General features: G+C 73.7%; 19 protein-coding genes. 15 read left to right on the plus strand and 4 right to left on the minus strand.

What is annotated here, in order from left to right:
- Positions 1–42: 42 nt before the first annotated feature.
- Positions 43–1,059, minus strand: a complete 1,017-nt coding sequence (locus KME79_RS33940; RefSeq protein ID WP_219549162.1) for an MDR family NADP-dependent oxidoreductase — start codon at positions 1,057–1,059, stop codon at positions 43–45.
- A gap of 84 nt (positions 1,060–1,143) precedes the next feature.
- On the opposite strand from KME79_RS33940, the gene KME79_RS33945 reads away from it, so the two are divergent.
- The 14 genes from KME79_RS33945 to KME79_RS34010 all read left to right on the plus strand — a co-directional run bounded on the left by KME79_RS33945 (position 1,144) and on the right by KME79_RS34010 (position 13,105).
- Positions 1,144–1,881, plus strand: a complete 738-nt coding sequence (locus KME79_RS33945; protein ID WP_148033465.1) for a FadR/GntR family transcriptional regulator — start codon at positions 1,144–1,146, stop codon at positions 1,879–1,881.
- 99 nt (positions 1,882–1,980) lie between these two features.
- Positions 1,981–2,502, plus strand: coding sequence for a MaoC family dehydratase (locus tag KME79_RS33950; protein ID WP_219549164.1), 522 nt, complete (start codon positions 1,981–1,983; stop codon positions 2,500–2,502).
- Positions 2,503–3,549: an LLM class flavin-dependent oxidoreductase gene (locus tag KME79_RS33955; protein WP_219549166.1), complete on the plus strand. Its 1,047-nt coding sequence runs from the start codon at positions 2,503–2,505 to the stop codon at positions 3,547–3,549. It begins immediately after the preceding gene.
- Positions 3,546–4,877: a CaiB/BaiF CoA transferase family protein gene (locus KME79_RS33960; protein ID WP_219549168.1), complete on the plus strand. Its 1,332-nt coding sequence runs from the start codon at positions 3,546–3,548 to the stop codon at positions 4,875–4,877. The genes KME79_RS33955 and KME79_RS33960 overlap by 4 nt, the downstream gene beginning before the upstream one ends.
- Positions 4,874–6,454, plus strand: coding sequence for an MmgE/PrpD family protein (locus tag KME79_RS47210; RefSeq protein WP_219549170.1), 1,581 nt, complete (start codon positions 4,874–4,876; stop codon positions 6,452–6,454). Before KME79_RS33960 ends, KME79_RS47210 begins: the two co-directional genes overlap by 4 nt.
- Positions 6,451–7,617 (plus strand): RidA family protein, encoded by a 1,167-nt coding sequence (locus KME79_RS33970; protein WP_219549172.1) that lies wholly within the window; start codon positions 6,451–6,453, stop codon positions 7,615–7,617. The genes KME79_RS47210 and KME79_RS33970 overlap by 4 nt, the downstream gene beginning before the upstream one ends.
- Positions 7,614–8,114, plus strand: coding sequence for an FAS1-like dehydratase domain-containing protein (locus KME79_RS33975; protein ID WP_219549174.1), 501 nt, complete (start codon positions 7,614–7,616; stop codon positions 8,112–8,114). Before KME79_RS33970 ends, KME79_RS33975 begins: the two co-directional genes overlap by 4 nt.
- A complete protein-coding gene (locus tag KME79_RS33980) occupies positions 8,111–8,536 on the plus strand; it encodes a MaoC/PaaZ C-terminal domain-containing protein (RefSeq protein WP_308249157.1) in 426 nt (141 codons plus the stop codon). Before KME79_RS33975 ends, KME79_RS33980 begins: the two co-directional genes overlap by 4 nt.
- Positions 8,533–9,678, plus strand: a complete 1,146-nt coding sequence (locus KME79_RS33985) for an acetyl-CoA acetyltransferase (protein WP_219549176.1) — start codon at positions 8,533–8,535, stop codon at positions 9,676–9,678. The genes KME79_RS33980 and KME79_RS33985 overlap by 4 nt, the downstream gene beginning before the upstream one ends.
- Positions 9,675–10,073 (plus strand): Zn-ribbon domain-containing OB-fold protein, encoded by a 399-nt coding sequence (locus KME79_RS33990; RefSeq protein WP_148033458.1) that lies wholly within the window; start codon positions 9,675–9,677, stop codon positions 10,071–10,073. The genes KME79_RS33985 and KME79_RS33990 overlap by 4 nt, the downstream gene beginning before the upstream one ends.
- A gap of 2 nt (positions 10,074–10,075) precedes the next feature.
- A complete protein-coding gene (locus KME79_RS33995) occupies positions 10,076–11,236 on the plus strand; it encodes an acyl-CoA dehydrogenase family protein (RefSeq protein ID WP_219549178.1) in 1,161 nt (386 codons plus the stop codon).
- Between the two features lie 5 nt (positions 11,237–11,241).
- Positions 11,242–12,066, plus strand: a complete 825-nt coding sequence (locus KME79_RS34000; RefSeq protein WP_219549180.1) for an HpcH/HpaI aldolase/citrate lyase family protein — start codon at positions 11,242–11,244, stop codon at positions 12,064–12,066.
- Positions 12,063–12,527, plus strand: coding sequence for a DUF3598 family protein (locus KME79_RS34005; protein WP_219549182.1), 465 nt, complete (start codon positions 12,063–12,065; stop codon positions 12,525–12,527). The genes KME79_RS34000 and KME79_RS34005 overlap by 4 nt, the downstream gene beginning before the upstream one ends.
- Positions 12,527–13,105 carry a cupin domain-containing protein gene (locus tag KME79_RS34010; protein WP_219549183.1) on the plus strand — a complete coding sequence of 193 codons (579 nt, stop codon included), beginning with the start codon at positions 12,527–12,529 and terminating at the stop codon, positions 13,103–13,105. Before KME79_RS34005 ends, KME79_RS34010 begins: the two co-directional genes overlap by 1 nt.
- 56 nt (positions 13,106–13,161) lie before the next feature.
- On the opposite strand, the gene KME79_RS34015 is transcribed toward KME79_RS34010, so the two are convergent.
- Genes KME79_RS34015 through KME79_RS34025 form a run of 3 tightly spaced genes read right to left on the minus strand, consistent with a single transcriptional unit; the run spans position 13,162 to position 16,654 of the window.
- Positions 13,162–14,577: an MmgE/PrpD family protein gene (locus KME79_RS34015; RefSeq protein ID WP_219549184.1), complete on the minus strand. Its 1,416-nt coding sequence runs from the start codon at positions 14,575–14,577 to the stop codon at positions 13,162–13,164.
- Entirely contained in the window at positions 14,574–15,398 is an 825-nt protein-coding gene (locus KME79_RS34020) for a cyclase family protein (RefSeq protein ID WP_246640877.1), read from the minus strand. Before KME79_RS34020 ends, KME79_RS34015 begins: the two co-directional genes overlap by 4 nt.
- Entirely contained in the window at positions 15,398–16,654 is a 1,257-nt protein-coding gene (locus KME79_RS34025) for a CaiB/BaiF CoA transferase family protein (RefSeq protein WP_443684587.1), read from the minus strand. The genes KME79_RS34020 and KME79_RS34025 overlap by 1 nt, the downstream gene beginning before the upstream one ends.
- 192 nt (positions 16,655–16,846) lie before the next feature.
- Here KME79_RS34025 and KME79_RS34030 point away from each other — a divergent pair, with 192 nt between their 5' ends.
- Positions 16,847–17,197 (plus strand): ferredoxin reductase domain-containing protein, encoded by a 351-nt coding sequence (locus KME79_RS34030; protein ID WP_219549185.1) that lies wholly within the window; start codon positions 16,847–16,849, stop codon positions 17,195–17,197.
- The last annotated feature ends 18 nt before the right edge of the window (positions 17,198–17,215 follow it).

Consider the following 17,215-nt stretch of genomic DNA (forward strand, 5'->3'; position numbering starts at 1 on the left):
CTCCCCGATCATTCCGCTACTCGGAACGCTGTTTCGAAGACCCTAATTGTCTGATGTATCCCGGTCAAGGTGCACCACGGCCTTGCCGGTGTTCAGGCCCGACATGAGCCGGGCGAAGGCGGCGGGTGTCGACTCCAGGCCGTGGTGCTCGTCCTCCAGGAAGCGGAGCCGCCCCTCGGTGAGCAGCTTCCCCACCCGGTCGGCGAACCGCGGGCGCAGGTCGAAGTGGTCGTACACGACCAGCCCGTGCACGGACGCCCGCGCCCGCATGACCGCCCCGGCGGGCAGGACCGTCTCGCCCACCTCGTTCGCGTGGTCGGGCAGGCCGGCGAGCGCCACCCGGGCGTGCGGGGCGAGCCGGTCCGCCACCCCGCGCAGCACCTCGCCGCCCGCCATGTGCAGGTAGCCGTCGACGCCGTCGGGGCAGGCCTCCGCGAGCGCGCCGGCCCAGCCGGGGTCGTGCCGGTCGACGGCCGCCGCGTAGCCGAAGAAGTCCGTGGCCAGCTCGCACTTGGCCGGCCCGCCGACGATCGCCACGGTGCGCGCGCCCGCGAGGCGGGCGAGCTGCCCGGCCACGCCGCCGACGGCTCCGGTGGCCGAGGAGACCACGACGGTGTCGCCGACCGCCGGCCGGATCAGCCGGGTGATCGCGGCGTACGCGGTCAGGCCGGGCGTGCCGAGCACCCCGAGCACGGCCGTACGGGGGACGCCGGGCGGTACGGCGACCGGCCGGAGCGACTCCGCGGGCACGGTGGCGTACTCCTGCCAGCCGGTCTCGGCCACCACCCACTCGCCGGTGCCCACCACCCGGGCGACGGCCCTGCCGGGCACCAGGTCACCCGGGTGGATCGGCGGGTGGCCCAGGTTGCGGCCGGTCATGGCGCCGCGGACCCATGGGTCGAGCGACAGGTGGACGGCCCGGACCAGCACCTCGCCGGGGCCGGGCGAGGTCACCGGCACGGTCTCCAGCCGGAAGTCCTCCTCGGCGGGCACTCCTTCCGGCCGGCGGGCCAGGACGATCCTGCGCACGCTCTCCGGGGACGGGCTGGTGCTGGTCATGGGGGCTCCCTTCACGTGGAGTATCAGGGTTTCATGTTGAAACACCGTTTCGCTAGAGGGAATCCGGAGTCGTGGTGATCCCGTATGGCGGGTTACGCTGTGGCCGTGCCGACCGACCGCGCCGCTGCTCCGGCGTACCAGGACCTGGCGAGCCGGCTGAGGGAGCAGATTCTCGCCGGCCAGTTGAAGCCCGGCGACCGGCTCCCGGTGGAGCCGGAGCTGTGCGCCATGTACGGCGTGAGCCGCAGCACGGTGCGCGAGGCGCTGCGCGTCCTCTCCAGCGAGGGCCTGCTGGTCACCCGCAGGGGAGTGGCCGGGGGCAGTTTCGTGGTCCACCCCGACCCCGAGCACATCAAGCACTACCTGCGCTCCAGCTTCGCGCTGTTCACCGACGCCGGCTCGGTGGCCAACCTGCTGGAGGTCCGGTGCCTGCTGGAGGTGCCCGCCGCCGGGCTGGCCGCCGAGCGCAGGTCCCCCGAGCAGCTGGAGGCCCTGCGGCGGTCCCTGGTCAAGCCGCGCCGTGACCGGGGGCGCGGGTTCGCCGCCAACCGGGGCTTCCACGAGGTGCTGCTCGCCGCGGCGGGCAACCCGCTGCTGACCGCCGTGACCGCGCCCGTGTTCGGCGTGCTGGAGAGCAGGTTCGCCCGCGACGAGGCGGCGTCCGACTTCTTCGAGCGGGTCGACCGCGACCACCGGGAGATCTTCGGGGCCGTCGAGTCCGGCGACCGTGAGGCCGCCGAGCGGGCCCAGCGCGAGCATCTGGAGCACCTGCGCGAGACCTACACGCGCATCGACAGGGAGCGACGCCAGAACGGCGACTAGCCGAAACGTCGTTGCGTAGAGCGGAACACCGCCTTGACCCTCGAATGGTCTGACGTTTAGGCTCTGGCTGTCAGCGTGAGGCCAGAGCGAGGAAATGTCATGAGTGTCAAACCGGGCTGGCAGGGCCGGTACTTCGAGGACTTCGAAGTCGGGGACGTGTATCAGCATCCACTCGGCAGGACCGTCTCCGAGGCGGACAACACCTGGTTCACGCTCCTCACGATGAACACCAACCAGATGCACTTCAACGCGGAGTACGCGGCGAAGTCGGAGTTCGGCAAGCCCCTCGTGGTCTCCACCTTCACGGTGGCCATCGCCGTCGGGCAGAGCGTCACCGACCTCACCCAGAACGCCTTCGCCAACCTGGGCTGGACCGACATCCGGATGACCCACCCGGTGTTCGCGGGCGACACGCTGTGGAGCGAGTCGATCGTGCTGGAGAAGCGCGAGTCCGGCAGCCGCCCGCACGCCGGCATCGTCACCGTGAAGACCAGGACGCTCAACCAGGACGGCAAGGAGGTCTGCTCGTTCAAGCGGACCTTCTACGTCTACCGGCGCGGCGCCGAGCAGATCGAGGGCCTGTTCCCGACAGCGGAACAGCCGCTCGCCCTGGAGGACTGAGTGCGCATCACCTACGGCCCGTGGGGCGAGACCCTGGAGGAGCAGGCCGCCGCCGCCCGCGCCGCCGAGGAGGCGGGCGCGGAGGTCGTGTGGGTGCCCGAGCTGCACCGCAGCGCGACCGTGTCGGCCGCGGCGCTCGCCCAGGCCACCGGCACCGCCCGGGTCGGCACCGCGATCGCGCTGGCGTTCACCCGCAGCCCGATGGTGACCGCGCTGGAGGCGCTCGACCTGGACGAGCTGTCCGGCGGCCGGTTCGTGCTCGGGCTCGGCTCCGGGGTCAAGCGGCTCAACGAGGACTGGCACAACGCCCGCTGGGGCAAGCCGGTCGGCCACCTGCGCGAGACCGTCCGCTACCTGCGCCACTTCTGGGAGCACTGCGGCACCGGTGAGCCGATGGTGCTCGAAGGCGAGCACGAGCCGATGCGGATCGTCGGCTACCAGCGCCCCTTCCCGGTCGTCCGCACCCGGATCCCGATCTACCTGGCGGCCGTCGGCCCGGCGATGACCAGGCTCGCCGCCGAGATCGGCGACGGCTGGATCTCCCACGAGCTGTGCTCGCCCTCCTACCTGGCCGAGCGCATCCTGCCGGAGATCGAGGCCGGGCTCGCCAAGGCCCACGTCGATGAGCGCGGCAAGAGGCGCGGCGACCTCGACCTCGTCGTCTCCGCCGCCTGCTCGGTCGACGACGACCCGAAGCTGGCCCGCCGCCGCGCCGCCGGACTGGTCGGCTTCTACGCGAGCGTGCGCAGCTACGCCGACTTCTTCGCCTTCCACGACCTGGCCGCCGAGCAGGAGACCGTGATCGAGGCCTTCCGCGGCGGGCGCGGCGCCGACCACCTCGGGGACGTGGTGACCGACCGCATGGTGGACGCGCTCACCCTCGCCGGCACCCGCGACGAGGTACGGGAGCGGATCGCCGCCTACGAGGGCCTCGCCGGCTCCGTCAAGCTGACCCCGCCCACGCACGGCCTGCCGGCCGCCGAGACCAGGGCGGCGCAGCGATCCATCATCCGCCTCATCGCCGACATCACGGGAGGACGAGCGTGAGACCGCTGGAAGACGTCCGGATCATCGCCGTCGAGCAGTACGGCGCGGGCCCGTTCGGCAGCGTGCACCTGGCCGACCTGGGCGCCGAGGTGATCAAGATCGAGGACCCGCGGGCCGGCGGCGACGTCGGCCGCTACGTGCCCCCGTACGCCGAGGGCGAGGACTCGCTGTTCTTCGAGACCTTCAACCGCAACAAGCGCAGCCTCTCCCTGGACCTGTCCAGCCCGGAGGGCCGCGCGGTCTTCGAGGACCTCGTCAAGGTCAGCGACGCCGTCTACAGCAACCTGCGCGGCGACGTGCCGGCCAAGATCGGCATCACCTACGACGACCTCAAGCACCTCAACCCGGCCATCGTGTGCTGCTCGCTGACCGGCTTCGGCATGACCGGGCCGCGCAGCAAGGAGCCCGGCTACGACTACGTGCTCCAGGGCCTGGCCGGGTGGATGGACCTCACCGGCGACCCGGAGGGGCCGCCGACCAAGTCCGGCCTGTCGATGGTCGACTACTCCGGCGGGTTCGTGGCGGCGATCTCGCTGCTGGCCGGCCTGCACGCGGCCCGCAGGGACGGGGTCGGCATGGACTGCGACGTCAGCCTGTACGACACCGCCATAGGGCTGCTGACCTACCCGGCGGTCTGGCACCTCAACGCCGGGTTCGTCCCCGAGCGCACCCGTCACTCCGCGCACCCGTCGCTGGTGCCGTTCCAGGCGTTCGAGGCGGCCGACGGGTGGCTGGTGGTCGGCTGCGCCAAGGAGAAGTTCTGGCAGCGGCTCGCCGTGGTGATCGGTCACCCCGAGTGGGCCGGCGACCCGCGCTTCGCCACCTTCGCCGACCGGCGGCGCAACAAGGACGTGCTGCTGCCCCTGCTGGAGGCGATCTTCCGGCGGCGCACGGTCGACGAGTGGCTGAAGCCGCTCTACGCCGCCTCCATCCCGTGCGGCCCGATCAACGACGTGCCCGCGGCCATGAAGGAGGAGCACACCCTCGCCCGCGACCTGCTGGTGGAGACCGAGCACCCGCACTGGGGCACCGTCCGCCAGGTCGCCTCCCCGGTCCGGGTCGGCGCCTACCGTCCCGCCTACCGCCGCGCGCCCCGCCGCAACGAGGACTTCGGCCACGTCGTCCGCGACCTCCTCGGCTACGACGACACCCGGATCGACACCCTCACCAGCGCCGGCGCCTTCGGCCCGCTTCCCGACGGCGACACCACGCCGTCTTCCGGCGGCGCTGTCCCGGCTTCCGGTGGGGACGCCGCGCCGGCTTCCGGCGGCGGGGCGGCTGCCTCCGGTGGGGGGGCTTCGGAGGGTGTGGGGGCGGTGGGGTCGTGACCGTCGCGCGTACTCTCGTGGCCTGGGCGCTCGGGCCCGGGCCGGCGGGCGCGCCCGAGGAGGTGCGGGAGGCCGCGTGCAGGCATCTGCTCGACGGGTTCGGCACCGCCGTCGCGGGCGGCCGGGCCGGGGCGGCGGCGCCCGCGATCGCCGTCGCCCGCGGGCTCGGGGGGCCGCCCGAGTCGGGGATTCCCGGGACCGGGGGGCGCGGGTCGGCGGTGGCGGCGGCGCTGGCCACCGGGACGCTCGTGCACGCGCTCGACTTCGACGACACACACGCGGGCGGGCTGGTGCACGCGACCGCCGCGGTGCTGCCCGCCGCGCTCGCCGTCGGTGAACAGACCGGCGCGAGCGGCGCCGAGACGCTCGCCGCCGCCATCGCCGGGTACGAGACCGTGTGCCGGCTCGGCGCCGCCGCGCCGCACGCCTTCCACGCCCGCGGCCTCCACGCCACCATGGCGTGCGGCGTGCTGGCCGCCGCCGTCGTGGCGGCCCGGCTGATGCGCCTCGACCCCGCCACCGCCGTGGACGCGCTGGGCATCGCCGGCAGCCAGGCGGGGGGCCTGCTGGAGTTCCTGTCGACCGGCGCGTCCACCAAGCAGCTGCACCCCGGCCTGGCCTCGGCGTCGGGCATCCTGGCCGCCCGGCTCGCGGCGGCCGGCGCCAGCGGTCCCGACACCGTGATCGAGGGCCCGCACGGCCTCTACGCGGCCCTGGCGGCCCGCCCCGCGGACATCGCCCGCATCACCGACGGCCTGGGCGAGACGTGGGAGACCACCCGCATCACCGTCAAGCCGTACCCGGCCTGCCAGCTCATGCACGCCACCCTGGACGCCGCCGCCGACGCCCTCCGCGAAGCAACTCTGGGCGACAGGACCGCCCAGCCGCGTACGACCTCGCACGACGGGGAGACCCGCCCGCCGCGCCCCGGTGAGGAGGCTCGCGCGGCCCGGCCTGGCGAAGAGGCCAGTGTGGACCGCCCCGGTGAGGAGGCTCGCGTGGACCGGCCCGGCGACGAGGCCCGTGGGGACCGGCCCGGCGGGGAGACCCGCGCGGCCCGGCTCGGTGAGGAGGTGGTCGAGGTGATCGCGTATGTGCATCCCGACAGTGCCTCCATCGTGTGCGAGCCCGCCGACCGCAAGGTCGCGCCGCGAACCCCGTACGACGCGAAGTTCTCGCTGCCCTGGAGTGTGGCGGCGCTGCTGCTGGACGGTGAGGTCACGCTCGGCACGTACGAGCCCGGCAGGCTGCGCCGCCACGACGTCGCCGCGCTCGCGGCCCGCGTCCGCACCGAGGTCACCCCGTTCCCCGGCGTCGCCGCCGACGCGCCCGGCCACGTGCGGCTGCGGCTGGCCGGCGGGCGGGAGGTCGAGGGCAGGGTGCCGAGCAGCGCCGGCGGCCCGGGCAACCCGCTGAGCGAGGCCGCGCTGCTCGCGAAGTTCACCGCCAACGCGGGCGGGCCGTCACCGGAGGCGGACGAGCTGGCCCACCGGATCCGCGCGCTGGCCGCCGAGCCCGACCTGACCGCCATCGCCGCGCTCGCCGACCGGCTCGCGGCCCCGGAGGAGAACGCATGACACTCAACGCCATCCGTCCCGACCACTTCCCCTGGTTCCGCTACGAGGGGTACTCCTTCTCGCTCGGCCTCACGCACGGCGCCGACGCCTGGCTGTCCGGCCACTCGGCCAGCGAGCACGACCCGGAGAGCGGCCGCATGGTGGTCAAGGGCGGCATGACCGACCAGGCCAGGACCGCGTACGCGAAGATCGAGAGGATCCTGGAGGCCGCGGGACTCACCTTCCAGGACGTCACCAAGATCACCGAGAACGTCACCCTCCACGGCCTCGGCCACTACCCGGAGGCCGAGGCCGTCCGGCAGGAGGTCTTCGGCGAGCACCGGCCCGCCGTCAGCACGGTGATCGTCGAGCGGCTGCTGCGCCCGGCGGCGTTCATCGAGATCGAGGTGCACGCGAGCCCCGGCGGGCCCAAGGCCGTCTCCGAGGGCGGGGTGGCCGAGACGGCCGACGGCGCCGTGTTCCTGCCGACCCTGCTGCCCGTCGACGAGCACGGCGCGGTGGTGCACGAGGGCGACCTGGTCGGCCAGTACGCCTACTGCCTGGACAAGGCCGACCGGCTGCTGCGCGGCGCCGGGCTGTCGCTCGACGCCGCCGTGACCACGTACGACTACAGCACCCCCGCCACCCGCGACGTCTACCGGCGCACCCATCGGGCGCGCAAGGAGCGGCTCGGCGGCGCGGGCGTCTACCCGGGCGCGGGCGGCATCCTGATGAGCGAGCTGCACCGGCCTGGCGTGCTCGTCGCGCTGGAGGTCACCGCCTCCCGCCACCCGCTGGAGGCCGTCAACCCCGGCTGGTCCCGCTACGACACGCTCACCTACACGCCCGGCGTCAAGGCCGGCGGCATGCTGTGGATGAGCGGCTTCGCCTCGCTCGACATGGAGACGCAGGAGGTCCTGCACCCCGGCGACGTGGTCGCCCAGGCCGAGGTCACCTACGACGCGATCGGGCAGGTGCTGGCCGCCGCCGGGGCCGGGCCGGAGCACCTGATCTCCACGATCGAGTTCGTCTGCCCGGACGGGCTGGCCGGCTACCGGGGCGTGGCGGGGGTGCGCAAGGAGCGGCTGCGCGAGCCGTGGCCGGCCTCCACCGGCGCGCTCTGCGCCGGCCTGCTGCGGCCGGAGTTCCTGCTGGAGGTCTTCCCCACGGCGGTGCTGCCATGAGCCTGCTGAGCGACGAGCTCCGCGCCATGATCGGCACGGAGGTCACCTACACCGCGCCGGAGGAGCTGGGCCGGGCCGCCATCCGCTACTTCGCCAAGGCCGTCGGCGACGACAACCCGCTCTACACCGACGACGCCTACGCCCGCGAGCACGGCCTCCCGGGCGTGGTCGCGCCGCCGACGCTGATCTGCGAGACCAACCAGTACGCCGACGTGCCGCCCGACGCCGACGGGTACGCGGGCCACGACTGGCACATCGACATCCCGGGCAGCAGGAAGGTGCGCGGCGGCAACGCGTACACCTTCCACCGGCACGTCCGCCCGGACGACGTGATCACCGCCACCTGGCGGCTGGAGGGCGCCACCGAGCGCCGCACGTCCGGAGGGCAGGACATGCTCGTCGTCTCCTCCGTCGCCACCTACACCAACCAGGCCGGCGACCTGCTCTGCACCAACGAGGAGACCATCATCTACGTCGCGCGGAAGGAGGACCGGTGACAGCACCGCGGGTCACACCCGGCGCGGAGGTGCCGCCGCTGGAGCGGACCATCGACCTGCGCGCCATGGTCGCCTACGCCGGCGCCACCTGGGACTGGCACCGGCTCCACTACGACCCCGACTACCTGGCGCCGCGCGGGCTGCCGGCGCCGGTCGTGGACGGGCAGGTGTTCGGGGCGCTCCTGGCCGAGCAGGTGCAGGACTGGCTCGGGCCGCGCGCGTTCGTGCGCCGCCTGCACTTCCGGTTCAAGAACCTCGTCTTCGCCGGCGAGACCGTCCGCTGCGTCGGCCGGGTGACCGCCGTCGAGGGCGGCGTCGTCCAGGTCGAGCAGCGGGTGCTCATCATCGACGGCGAACTGCCGGAGCGGGTGGCGGTCGAGCCGGCCGGAGCGGAGATCGTGCTCGGCGGGGAGGCCTCATGACCGCCGTCGCCATCGCCGGCGCCGCCGAGAGCGACCTCGGCGTCACCGGCAGGTCGATACTCGGGCTGCAGACCCAGGCGGTGACCAGGGCACTGGCCGACGCCGGGCTCACCCTCGCCGACGTGGACGGCGTGGCCACCACCGGGGTGTCCCGGTTCTCGGCCACCCAGCTCGCCGAGTATCTCGGGCTGCGCCCTTCCTGGACCGACTCCACCTTCGCGGGCGGGTCGGCGTTCGAGATGTACGTCGCCCGCGCGGTCCAGGCCATCGAGGCCGGCCAGTGCTCCACGGTCGTCGTCTCGTTCGCGTCCAACCAGCGCTCGGCGCGGTCCAGGTCGCTCGGCGGCGTGGTGGAGACGCACACGCCCGAGGCGCAGTTCGAGACGCCCTACGGGCCGCTGTACCCGATCTCGTACTACGCCATGGCCGCCCAGCAGTACCTGCACCGCTACGGCGGCACCCGCGAGCAGCTCGCCGAGGTCGCGGTCGCGGCCCGCGAGTGGGCGCTGCTCAACCCGGCCGCCTACCGGCACGGGGCCGGGCCGCTCAGCGCCGCCGAGGTGCTCGCCGCGCCCATGGTGTCCACGCCGCTCACCTCGGCCGACTGCTGCCTGGTGACCGACGGCGGCGGCGCGATCGTGCTCACCTCGCTGGAGCGGGCCCGCGACCTGCGCAGACCGCCGGTCCGCGTGCTCGGCTACGGCGAGCGCACCACGAACACGTCGATGACCGCCGTCGGCGACCTGACCGTGACCGGCGCCGTCGAGGCGGGCCGCGACGCGTTCGCCCGCGCCGGGCTCACCCCGGCCGACGTGGACGTGGCCGAGGTGTACGACTCGTTCACCATCACGGTCGTGCTCACCCTGGAGGCGCTCGGGTTCTGCGGCAGGGGCGAGGCGCTCGACTGGATCGCCGGCGGGCGCATCCGCCCGGGCGGCGACTTCCCGCTCGACACCTCGGGCGGCGGCCTGTCGTACTGCCACCCCGGCCAGTACGGGGTGCTGCTGCTCGTCGAGGCCGTCCGCCAGCTGCGCGGCGAGTGCGGCGAGCGGCAGGTGCCGGGCGCGGAGGTCGCGCTCGCCCACGGCACCGGCGGCATCCTGTCCACGCACGCGACCGTCCTGCTGGGGGTGGACCGGTGAACGCGCCAGAACCCGACGAGGTCACCCTGCCCTGGTGGGAGGCCACCCGCGAACGGCGGCTGCTCGTGCAGCGCTGCTCCTGCGGGCACGCCCAGCACCCGCCCAGGGCGCTCTGCACCGCCTGCGGCGCCACCGAGGGCCTGGGCTGGCTCGACGCCTCCGGCGAGGCCGCGGTCGACGCCTGCACCGTGGTCCAGCGGGCGATGCCCGGCTTCACTCCCCCGTACGTCGTCGCCAGGGTGCGGCTCGCCGAAGGCGTGCTGCTGCTGTCCAACGTGGTCACCGACGAGCCCGGCGCGGTCGGGATCGGCGACCCGCTCCGGCTGGACTGGCGCCCGCTGCCCGACGGTCGCGCCCTGCCGGTGTTCGTCCCCCTTGAAAGGCACGAGAGGTAATCATGGACTTCGAGCTGAACGAGGAGCAGCGGGACTTCCGCGCCCTGCTGCGCGCGTTCGTCGACAAGGAGATCGTGCCCGTCGCGCGCGACTGGGAGCACTCCGGCCGGTACCCGACGGAGATCGTCGACGGGTTCAAGGAGATGGGCCTGTTCGGCATCACCGTCCCCGAGGAGTACGGCGGCCTCGACCTGGACCCGGTGTCGTTCGCGCTGGTCTTCGAGGAGATCTCGCGTGGCTGGATGGGCGTGGCCGGCATCCTCGGCAGCCACTCCCTGGCCTGCCGCATGATCGCCATGCACGGCACCGACGACCAGAAGCGGCGCTACCTGCCCGGGCTGGCCACCGGCGAGCGCCGCACCGGCATCGGCCTGACCGAGCCGGACGCCGGCACCGACCTGCAGGGCATCCGCACCACCGCGCGGCTTGAGGGCGACCACTACGTGGTCAGCGGCACCAAGACGTGGATCACCAACGCCCGCTACGCCGACCCGCTGCCGGTGCTCGTGAAGACCGACCCGGCCACCACGCCCGCGCACAAGGGCATGAGCGTCCTGCTCGTCGAGGCGGACACCCCCGGCTACCAGGTCACCAAGGACATCCCGAAGCTCGGCTACAAGGGCACCGAGTCGTGCGAGATCGTGCTCGACGACGTGCGCGTCCCGGCCTCGAACCTGCTCGGCGGGGTCGAGGGGCGCGGCATGCAGCAGGCGCTGTCCGCCCTGGAGTGGGGCCGGGTCAACATCGCCGCGCGCTCCGTCGGCATCGCCCAGCGCGCCTACGACGAGGCCCTGGCCTACTCCCGCCAGCGCAGGGCGTTCGGGCAGCCGATCGGCGACTTCCAGGCCGTGCAGATCCAGCTCGCCTCCCTGGCCACCACGCTGCAGGCGGCGAGGCTCATGGCGTACTGGGCCGCCGACCAGGTCAGGAAGGGCCGCGCGGACGCGCAGACCGGCATGGCGAAGATCTTCTGCTCGGAGGTCGCGCTGGAGTCCGCGATCAGCTCGCTCAAGGTCCACGGCGGGTACGGCTACTCCACCGAGTACGAGGTCGAGCGGCTCTACCGTGACTCGGTGCTGATGAGCATCGGCGAGGGCACCAACGACGTGCTGCGCACGGTGGTGGCCAGGTCGCTGTCGCGCGGCGACGTCAAGGTCGGGTGAGCGGCATGGCCCGATCCCACCTGTACGTGCCGGGCGACGCGCCGGACAAGTTGGGCAGGGCGCTCGGCAGGGGCGCGGACGCGCTCATCGTCGACCTGGAGGACGCCGTCCCGCCCGCGGGCAAGGACGCGGCCAGGGAGGCGGTGGCCGGCTGGCTGCGGGAGACCGATCCCGGGCCGGTGGAGCTGTGGGTCCGGGTGAACCCCGGCCCGCTGCGCGAGGCGGACGTCCGCGCCGTGGCCACCGCGCCGTCGCTGGCCGGGCTGGTCGTGGCCAAGGTCGAGAGCGCCGCCGAGCTGGCCGAGCTCGACGCCCTGCTCACGGCGCTGGGCGCGGACGGGGTGCCGGTGGTGCCGCTGCTGGAGTCCGCCTCGGCGATCTTCCAGGCGCTGGAGATCGCGCGCGGGCCCCGGGTGGCCCGTCTGCAGGTGGGCGAGGCCGACCTGCGCGCCGACACCGGCGTCACCACCGGGCCGGACGAGCGGGAGCTGCTCTGGGCCCGTTCCCAGGTCGTGTTCGCGTCGGCCGCCGCGGGGATCTCCCCGCCGGTCGGGCCGGTGTCCACCGACTTCCGCGACCTCGATGCCCTGCGGGCGTCCACGGAGGCGATCGCCCGGCTCGGGTACGCGGGCCGGGCCTGCATCCACCCGGCGCAGATCGCGGTCGTCAACGAGGTGTTCACCCCGTCGGCCGAGCGGGTCGCCTGGGCCAGGGACCTGGTCGAGCGGTTCGAGGCGAGCGGGTCGGGCGTGCTGCTCGACTCGGCCGGGCGGATGGTCGACGAGGCCGTGGTCCGCCAGGCCCGCCGCATCCTCGGCATGGCCCGATGAGCGCGGCCGTTCCGTGCGGGCTGCGGGAGCGGCTCGCCGCTGTCACCGGGGTCTGGGAGGGCAGCTATACGCACCTGTCCCCGGCGGGGGAGGTGCGGGACACGTACGCGTCGCGCCAGGAGACCCGTCTGGAGGGGGACCGCTGGTACGAGCGGATCGTCTACCGGAGGCCCGGCCACGACCCCGAGGTGCTGGACTTCCGCGCCCGCTTCGAGGGCGGCGAGCTGCGCTTCGACGACCCGTCGTTCGAGGAGCGGGCGGTGCTGGTGGAGGGGCGCTTCCTGGTGTTCCCGTACCGGTGGACCGCCGACCCGGGGACCGAGGTGGTCGAGCTGATCACCTTCGTGGACGACGACTACAAGGCGCGGCTCTGGCAGCGCTTCCGTGACGGCCGGCTCGAAGGCGTCACGGTGATCGAGGAACGCCGGGTGCCCGGCGCGACGGCGGAGGTGTGGCACTGATGACGCGCGTGGTCGACCTCGACGGTCCCGGCCTCGACTGGCGGGAGGTCGTCATGCCCGCGAGCTCGGGACCCGTCCGGCTGGTGCGGCTGCACGCGGCCGGCGAGGCGTCGGTGTCGCTGGTCCGCTTCCCCGCCGGCTGGAGCAGGCCGGACACCGGGCACTACTCGTGCGCGGAGGAGTTCGTGGTGCTGGACGGCCTGATCTCGGTCAGCGGCACAGACTTCCCCGCCGGGACCTACGCCTATCTCCCGCCGTCCACGCCCCGTACGGCGAGCGTCGCGGGCCCCGGCGGCTGCCTGGCCGTCGCCTGGTTCTCCGGCCCGCCCGCCTGGAAGGACGGCCTGCCGGACGGGCCCGCGCCGCGGGTGGTCCACGGGCCCGTCGCCGAGGCGCTGCGGGTGGAGGACGACGTCATCCGGGCCCGCGGCTCCGCGTCCGGTGTCCAGGAGCCGCGGGGCCTCGTGTCGGGCGGCGACGTGGAGGTGCTCTCCCTCACGGCCCGCACCTGGACGTACGGCTCCGGCGTCCCGGGCCTCCCCGGCCCCCTCCTCACCCGCTTCTGGCCCACCGCCTGACCCCGGGAGGCGTGGCACCCGCGCAGGGTGGCGTGGGTGCCACCCTGCGCGGGTGCTCACGGGGTCGTGATCAGCGCGGGTTCCAGGAGGCCCGTGACGTCTGTGCGGGTGGCCAGGCCGCGGACCTCCTTGGCGAGGGCCGTGACCGCCTCCGGGGACAGGACGCGTGCGGCGTTGAGGGCGTACTTGCGCTCCAGCTCGTCGATGCTGAGCGGGTGCTCGGGGCCGCCGCGTGAGCTGTGGACGCGGTGCTCCAGCCGCCGCCCGTCGCGGGTGCGCACCCGCAGCACGGCCGAGAACGCCCGCGGGAACTCCTCCGAGCACTGCTCGTCGGCCACCACCCGGACCCGCGCGGCCAGCGCCAGCCGGCGCTCGTCGCGGAACGCGGTCTCGGTGAAGTCGTCCAGGTGCAGGCCCAGCCCGCCGCCGCCGACCAGCGCGCTGGCCACGGTGTAGGGGCCGGAGAACTTCGCGTGGTACGGGGTGCGCGGGCGGATCTTCTCCTCGTACGGCTCCCCGATCGTGCGCAGCGGGGCCGCGGCCACGCCGAGCTCGATCTCGTCCACGTCCTCGGGACGCAGCCCTTCGGCGCGCAGCGCGAGTGCGGCGTCGATGCCCGGGTGGGTGAAGTGGTTGGACGGGTACGGCTTGTAGACCGTGCGCAGCAGCTCCCAATCCTCCCCGAGCCCGGCGGTGATCGCTTCGGCGTCGTAGCGCCCGTCGAGGAACGCCTGGAAGAAGCCGAAACGTCCCTCGAAGACCGTCGGCGGCCCGGTCACCCCTTCGGCCGCCATGGCGGCGGCCACCACGCCGGAGTGCGCCGCCCAGCCGCAGTGGACGCGCTTGACGGTGCCGCCGGTGCGGTTGGCCTCGATGACCCCGGCGCCCATGCTGGCGGCGATGCCCATGGCGTCCGCGATGCCTGCCGCGTCCTGCCCCATGAGCAGGGCAGAGGCGGCGGCCGCGCCGACCGTGCCGCAGATGGAGGTGGCGTGCCAGCCCTTCTCGAAGAAGAGCGAGTTGCGCAGCTCGGGCAGGTAGGAGGCCATGCCGAGCCGGTTGGTGATCTCGTCGCCGACCGCGATGGCCTGGCACAGGGCCGCGCCGCTCGCCCGTACCGACTCCGCGACCGCCAGCGCGGCGGGCACGACCGAGGCGGACGGGTGGAGCACCGACGGCAGGTGGGTGTCGTCGAAGTCGAGCGCGTGCGCGAGCGTGCCGTTGACCAGGGCGGCCGAGGGGGCGGGCAGCGCGAGCGCGCGGCCGAGCACGGAGCACTCGCCGGCGCCGCCCCACCGCCCGGCCAGCCGCCGCACCGCCTCGTGCGGCTCCTGCGGGCCGGTCAGCTCCTGGGCGGCCAGGCAGTTGCCGAACGTGTCGAGCATCCGGCCCGTGACGTCGGCCATGACGGGCTCGGGCAGCCCGTCGCGGGCGGCCGCGGCGAACTCGGCGAGAGCGGAGACGATCGTCATGACGCCAGCACCGCGAGCGGCCGGACCGGTGCGCCGGTGGCGCCGACGACCGGCAGCGGGTTGAGCACGAGCAGGAACTCGGGCACGCCCAGCTCCCGCAGCTCGGTGAGCCGCATCGTCTCCACGATGTTCACCCCTGACTCGACCAGGAGGATCCGGTGCACGGGGAGCACGGAGTGGCCGCGGCCCGCCTGGATCTGCTCGAAGGCGACGGTCTCGCCGCCGGCCACCCGCACGCCCTGCTCGGCCAGCCAGCGGGCCGCGTCCGGACCGGGGCCGGGCACGCCGCCCTCCTCGCCGATGAACCGGCCGGGCCGGTCCCACTCGCGCGACCAGCCGGTGCCGATGAGCACCGCGTCGCCGGGCCGGATCCGCACGTCGGCCCGGTCCCGCGCGGCCTCCAGGTCGGCGCGGGTCACCTCGTAGCCGGGCGGGAGCACGTCGGCGCCGTGCAGGGCGGCCACGTCGAGCAGCACCCCGCGTCCCACGTACGGGGGGAAGGCGTCGATGCCCAGCCGGGACAGGCCCTGGTGCGACTGGACCCCGGCGGCCTCGACGCCGCCGTACAGGTAGCCGTCCTGTGAGACGTGGCCGAGCGCGTCGACGTGGGTGCCCACGTGGCCGCCGGTGAGGATCACCTCGTTGGCGGCCGAGCCGCCGTCCTCGCGCACCATGTCGCCGTGCCGGCGCTCGATGACCATCCGGAACCGCGGATGGCTCGGTGACTGCGGCATGCCCGTCCGCATGGGCTGCGCGAGGTCGACGATCCTGGCACCGTCGAGGCGCTCCCAGAGCGTCGGCCGCATGCTCGTCTCGGTCATCACACGATCCCCTTGTCTCGCAGGGCGGCCAGATCCTCGGCGTTCACGCCGAGCCCGCCCCACACGTCGTCGTTGTCGGCGCCCCTGGCGCGGCCGCTCCAGCGGATGGAGCCGGGCGTCGCCGAGAGGCGGAAGAGCACGTTCTGCATCCGCAGGGGCCCGAGGTCCTCGTCGTCGACCGTGGTGATCGTGTCGAGGGCCTGGTACTGCGGGTCCGCGAACACGTCGCGGATGTCGTAGATGGGGGCGACCGCCGCCTGGGCCGCCTCGAACTCGCGCACCACCTCGTCCAGGTCGCGCTCGGCGATCCAGCCGCCGACGTACGCGTCGAGCAGGTCGGCGTGCTCCGCGCGCTCGGCCCCGGAGGCGAACCACGGCTCGTCGATCACCTCGGGGTGCCCGACCAGGCGCATGACCCGCTCGGCGATGGAGTTCGCCGAGGTGGAGATCGCCACCCAGCGGCCGTCCCTGGTCTGGTAGGTGTTGCGCGGCGCGTTGTTGACCGAGCGGTTGCCGGTGCGCGGCTGGACCCGGCCGAGCTGGTCCCACACCATGGGCTGCGGGCCGAGCAGGGTGACCAGCGGCTCGATGATGGCCAGGTCGACGACCTGGCCGCGGCCGGTGCCGCCGGGGCTGTCGCGGTGGTGCAGCGCCATCGTGACGGCGCTCACGCAGGTCAGCGCCGCCACGCCGTCGGCCAGCCCGAACGGCGGCAGCGTCGGCGGCCCGTCCGGCTCGCCGGTGACCGCGGCGAAGCCGCTCATCGACTCGGCGAGGGTGCCGAACCCGGGCCTCCTGGAGTACGGGCCGTGCTGCCCGAAGCCGGTCACCCGGGCGATCACCAGCCGGGGGTTGAGCTCCAGCAGCGTGTCAGGGGACAGGCCCCAGCGCTCCAGGGTGCCGGGACGGAAGTTCTCGATCAGCACGTCGGCCCGGGCGAGCAGCCGTTTGAGCAGGTCGGCGCCCTCGGGCCGCCCCAGGTTGGCGGTCACGGTCCGCTTGTTGCGGCCGAGCATCTTCCACCACAGGCCGATCCCGTCCTTGCTCGCGCCGTGGGTGCGGGAGGGGTCGCCGCGGTCGGGGTGTTCGACCTTGACGACGTCGGCGCCGTAGTCGCCCAGGATCGTCGCCGCCAGGGGGCCCGCGAACAGGGTGGCCGCGTCGACCACCACCAGGCCTGCCAGGGGACCCGGCGGCGCGGTGCGCTGGTCGTCGGTCGCTGATCGGTCCCTCGGGACGATCTGCTCTGCCTCCACGGAATCGGCCTCCTCAGATGGCTGGATGTGCGTCAGGCCAGTCGGTGCCCGCGTCGCCGCACGGTGCGGCGGGAACCCGGGGCCGCGAATCGCCGCAGGACAGCGTCCGGCACCGGGTCTTCCCAATATATTGAAACAGCGTTACTGTGTGCGGAACAACCCCGCCTGAGTGCCAACCTGGAGCTCTTCGCAATGATCTACCTCGTCTACCGGATGAAACTGCGTTCCCGGGCGCGGCAGGACATGAAGGGCTTCTGGCAGTGGCTGGAAGACCGGGAGAGCTGGTTCTACCGGGATCTGCCGATGGTCAGGGAGGTCCGCTGGTACTACAGCGCCGTCGGCGACGTCTACACGCTGGAGAACTGGGCGGCCTTCGACGACGAGGCGGCCTGGGGCGAGTACCGCAGGGCGCTGTCCACCCTCAAGGCGGACGACGGCTGGGAGAACCAGCGGGTCAGCCAGGACGAGTGGTGGGAGTTCCTGGACACGCGAATTGTCACCGATCTTCCTGCGCGCGTCGGTTTTCACCGCCAAGGTAGATAGCCGATTCTGATCGTTTCC

Source organism: Nonomuraea harbinensis, assembly GCF_019396385.1.
Taxonomy (GTDB): domain Bacteria; phylum Actinomycetota; class Actinomycetes; order Streptosporangiales; family Streptosporangiaceae; genus Nonomuraea; species Nonomuraea ferruginea.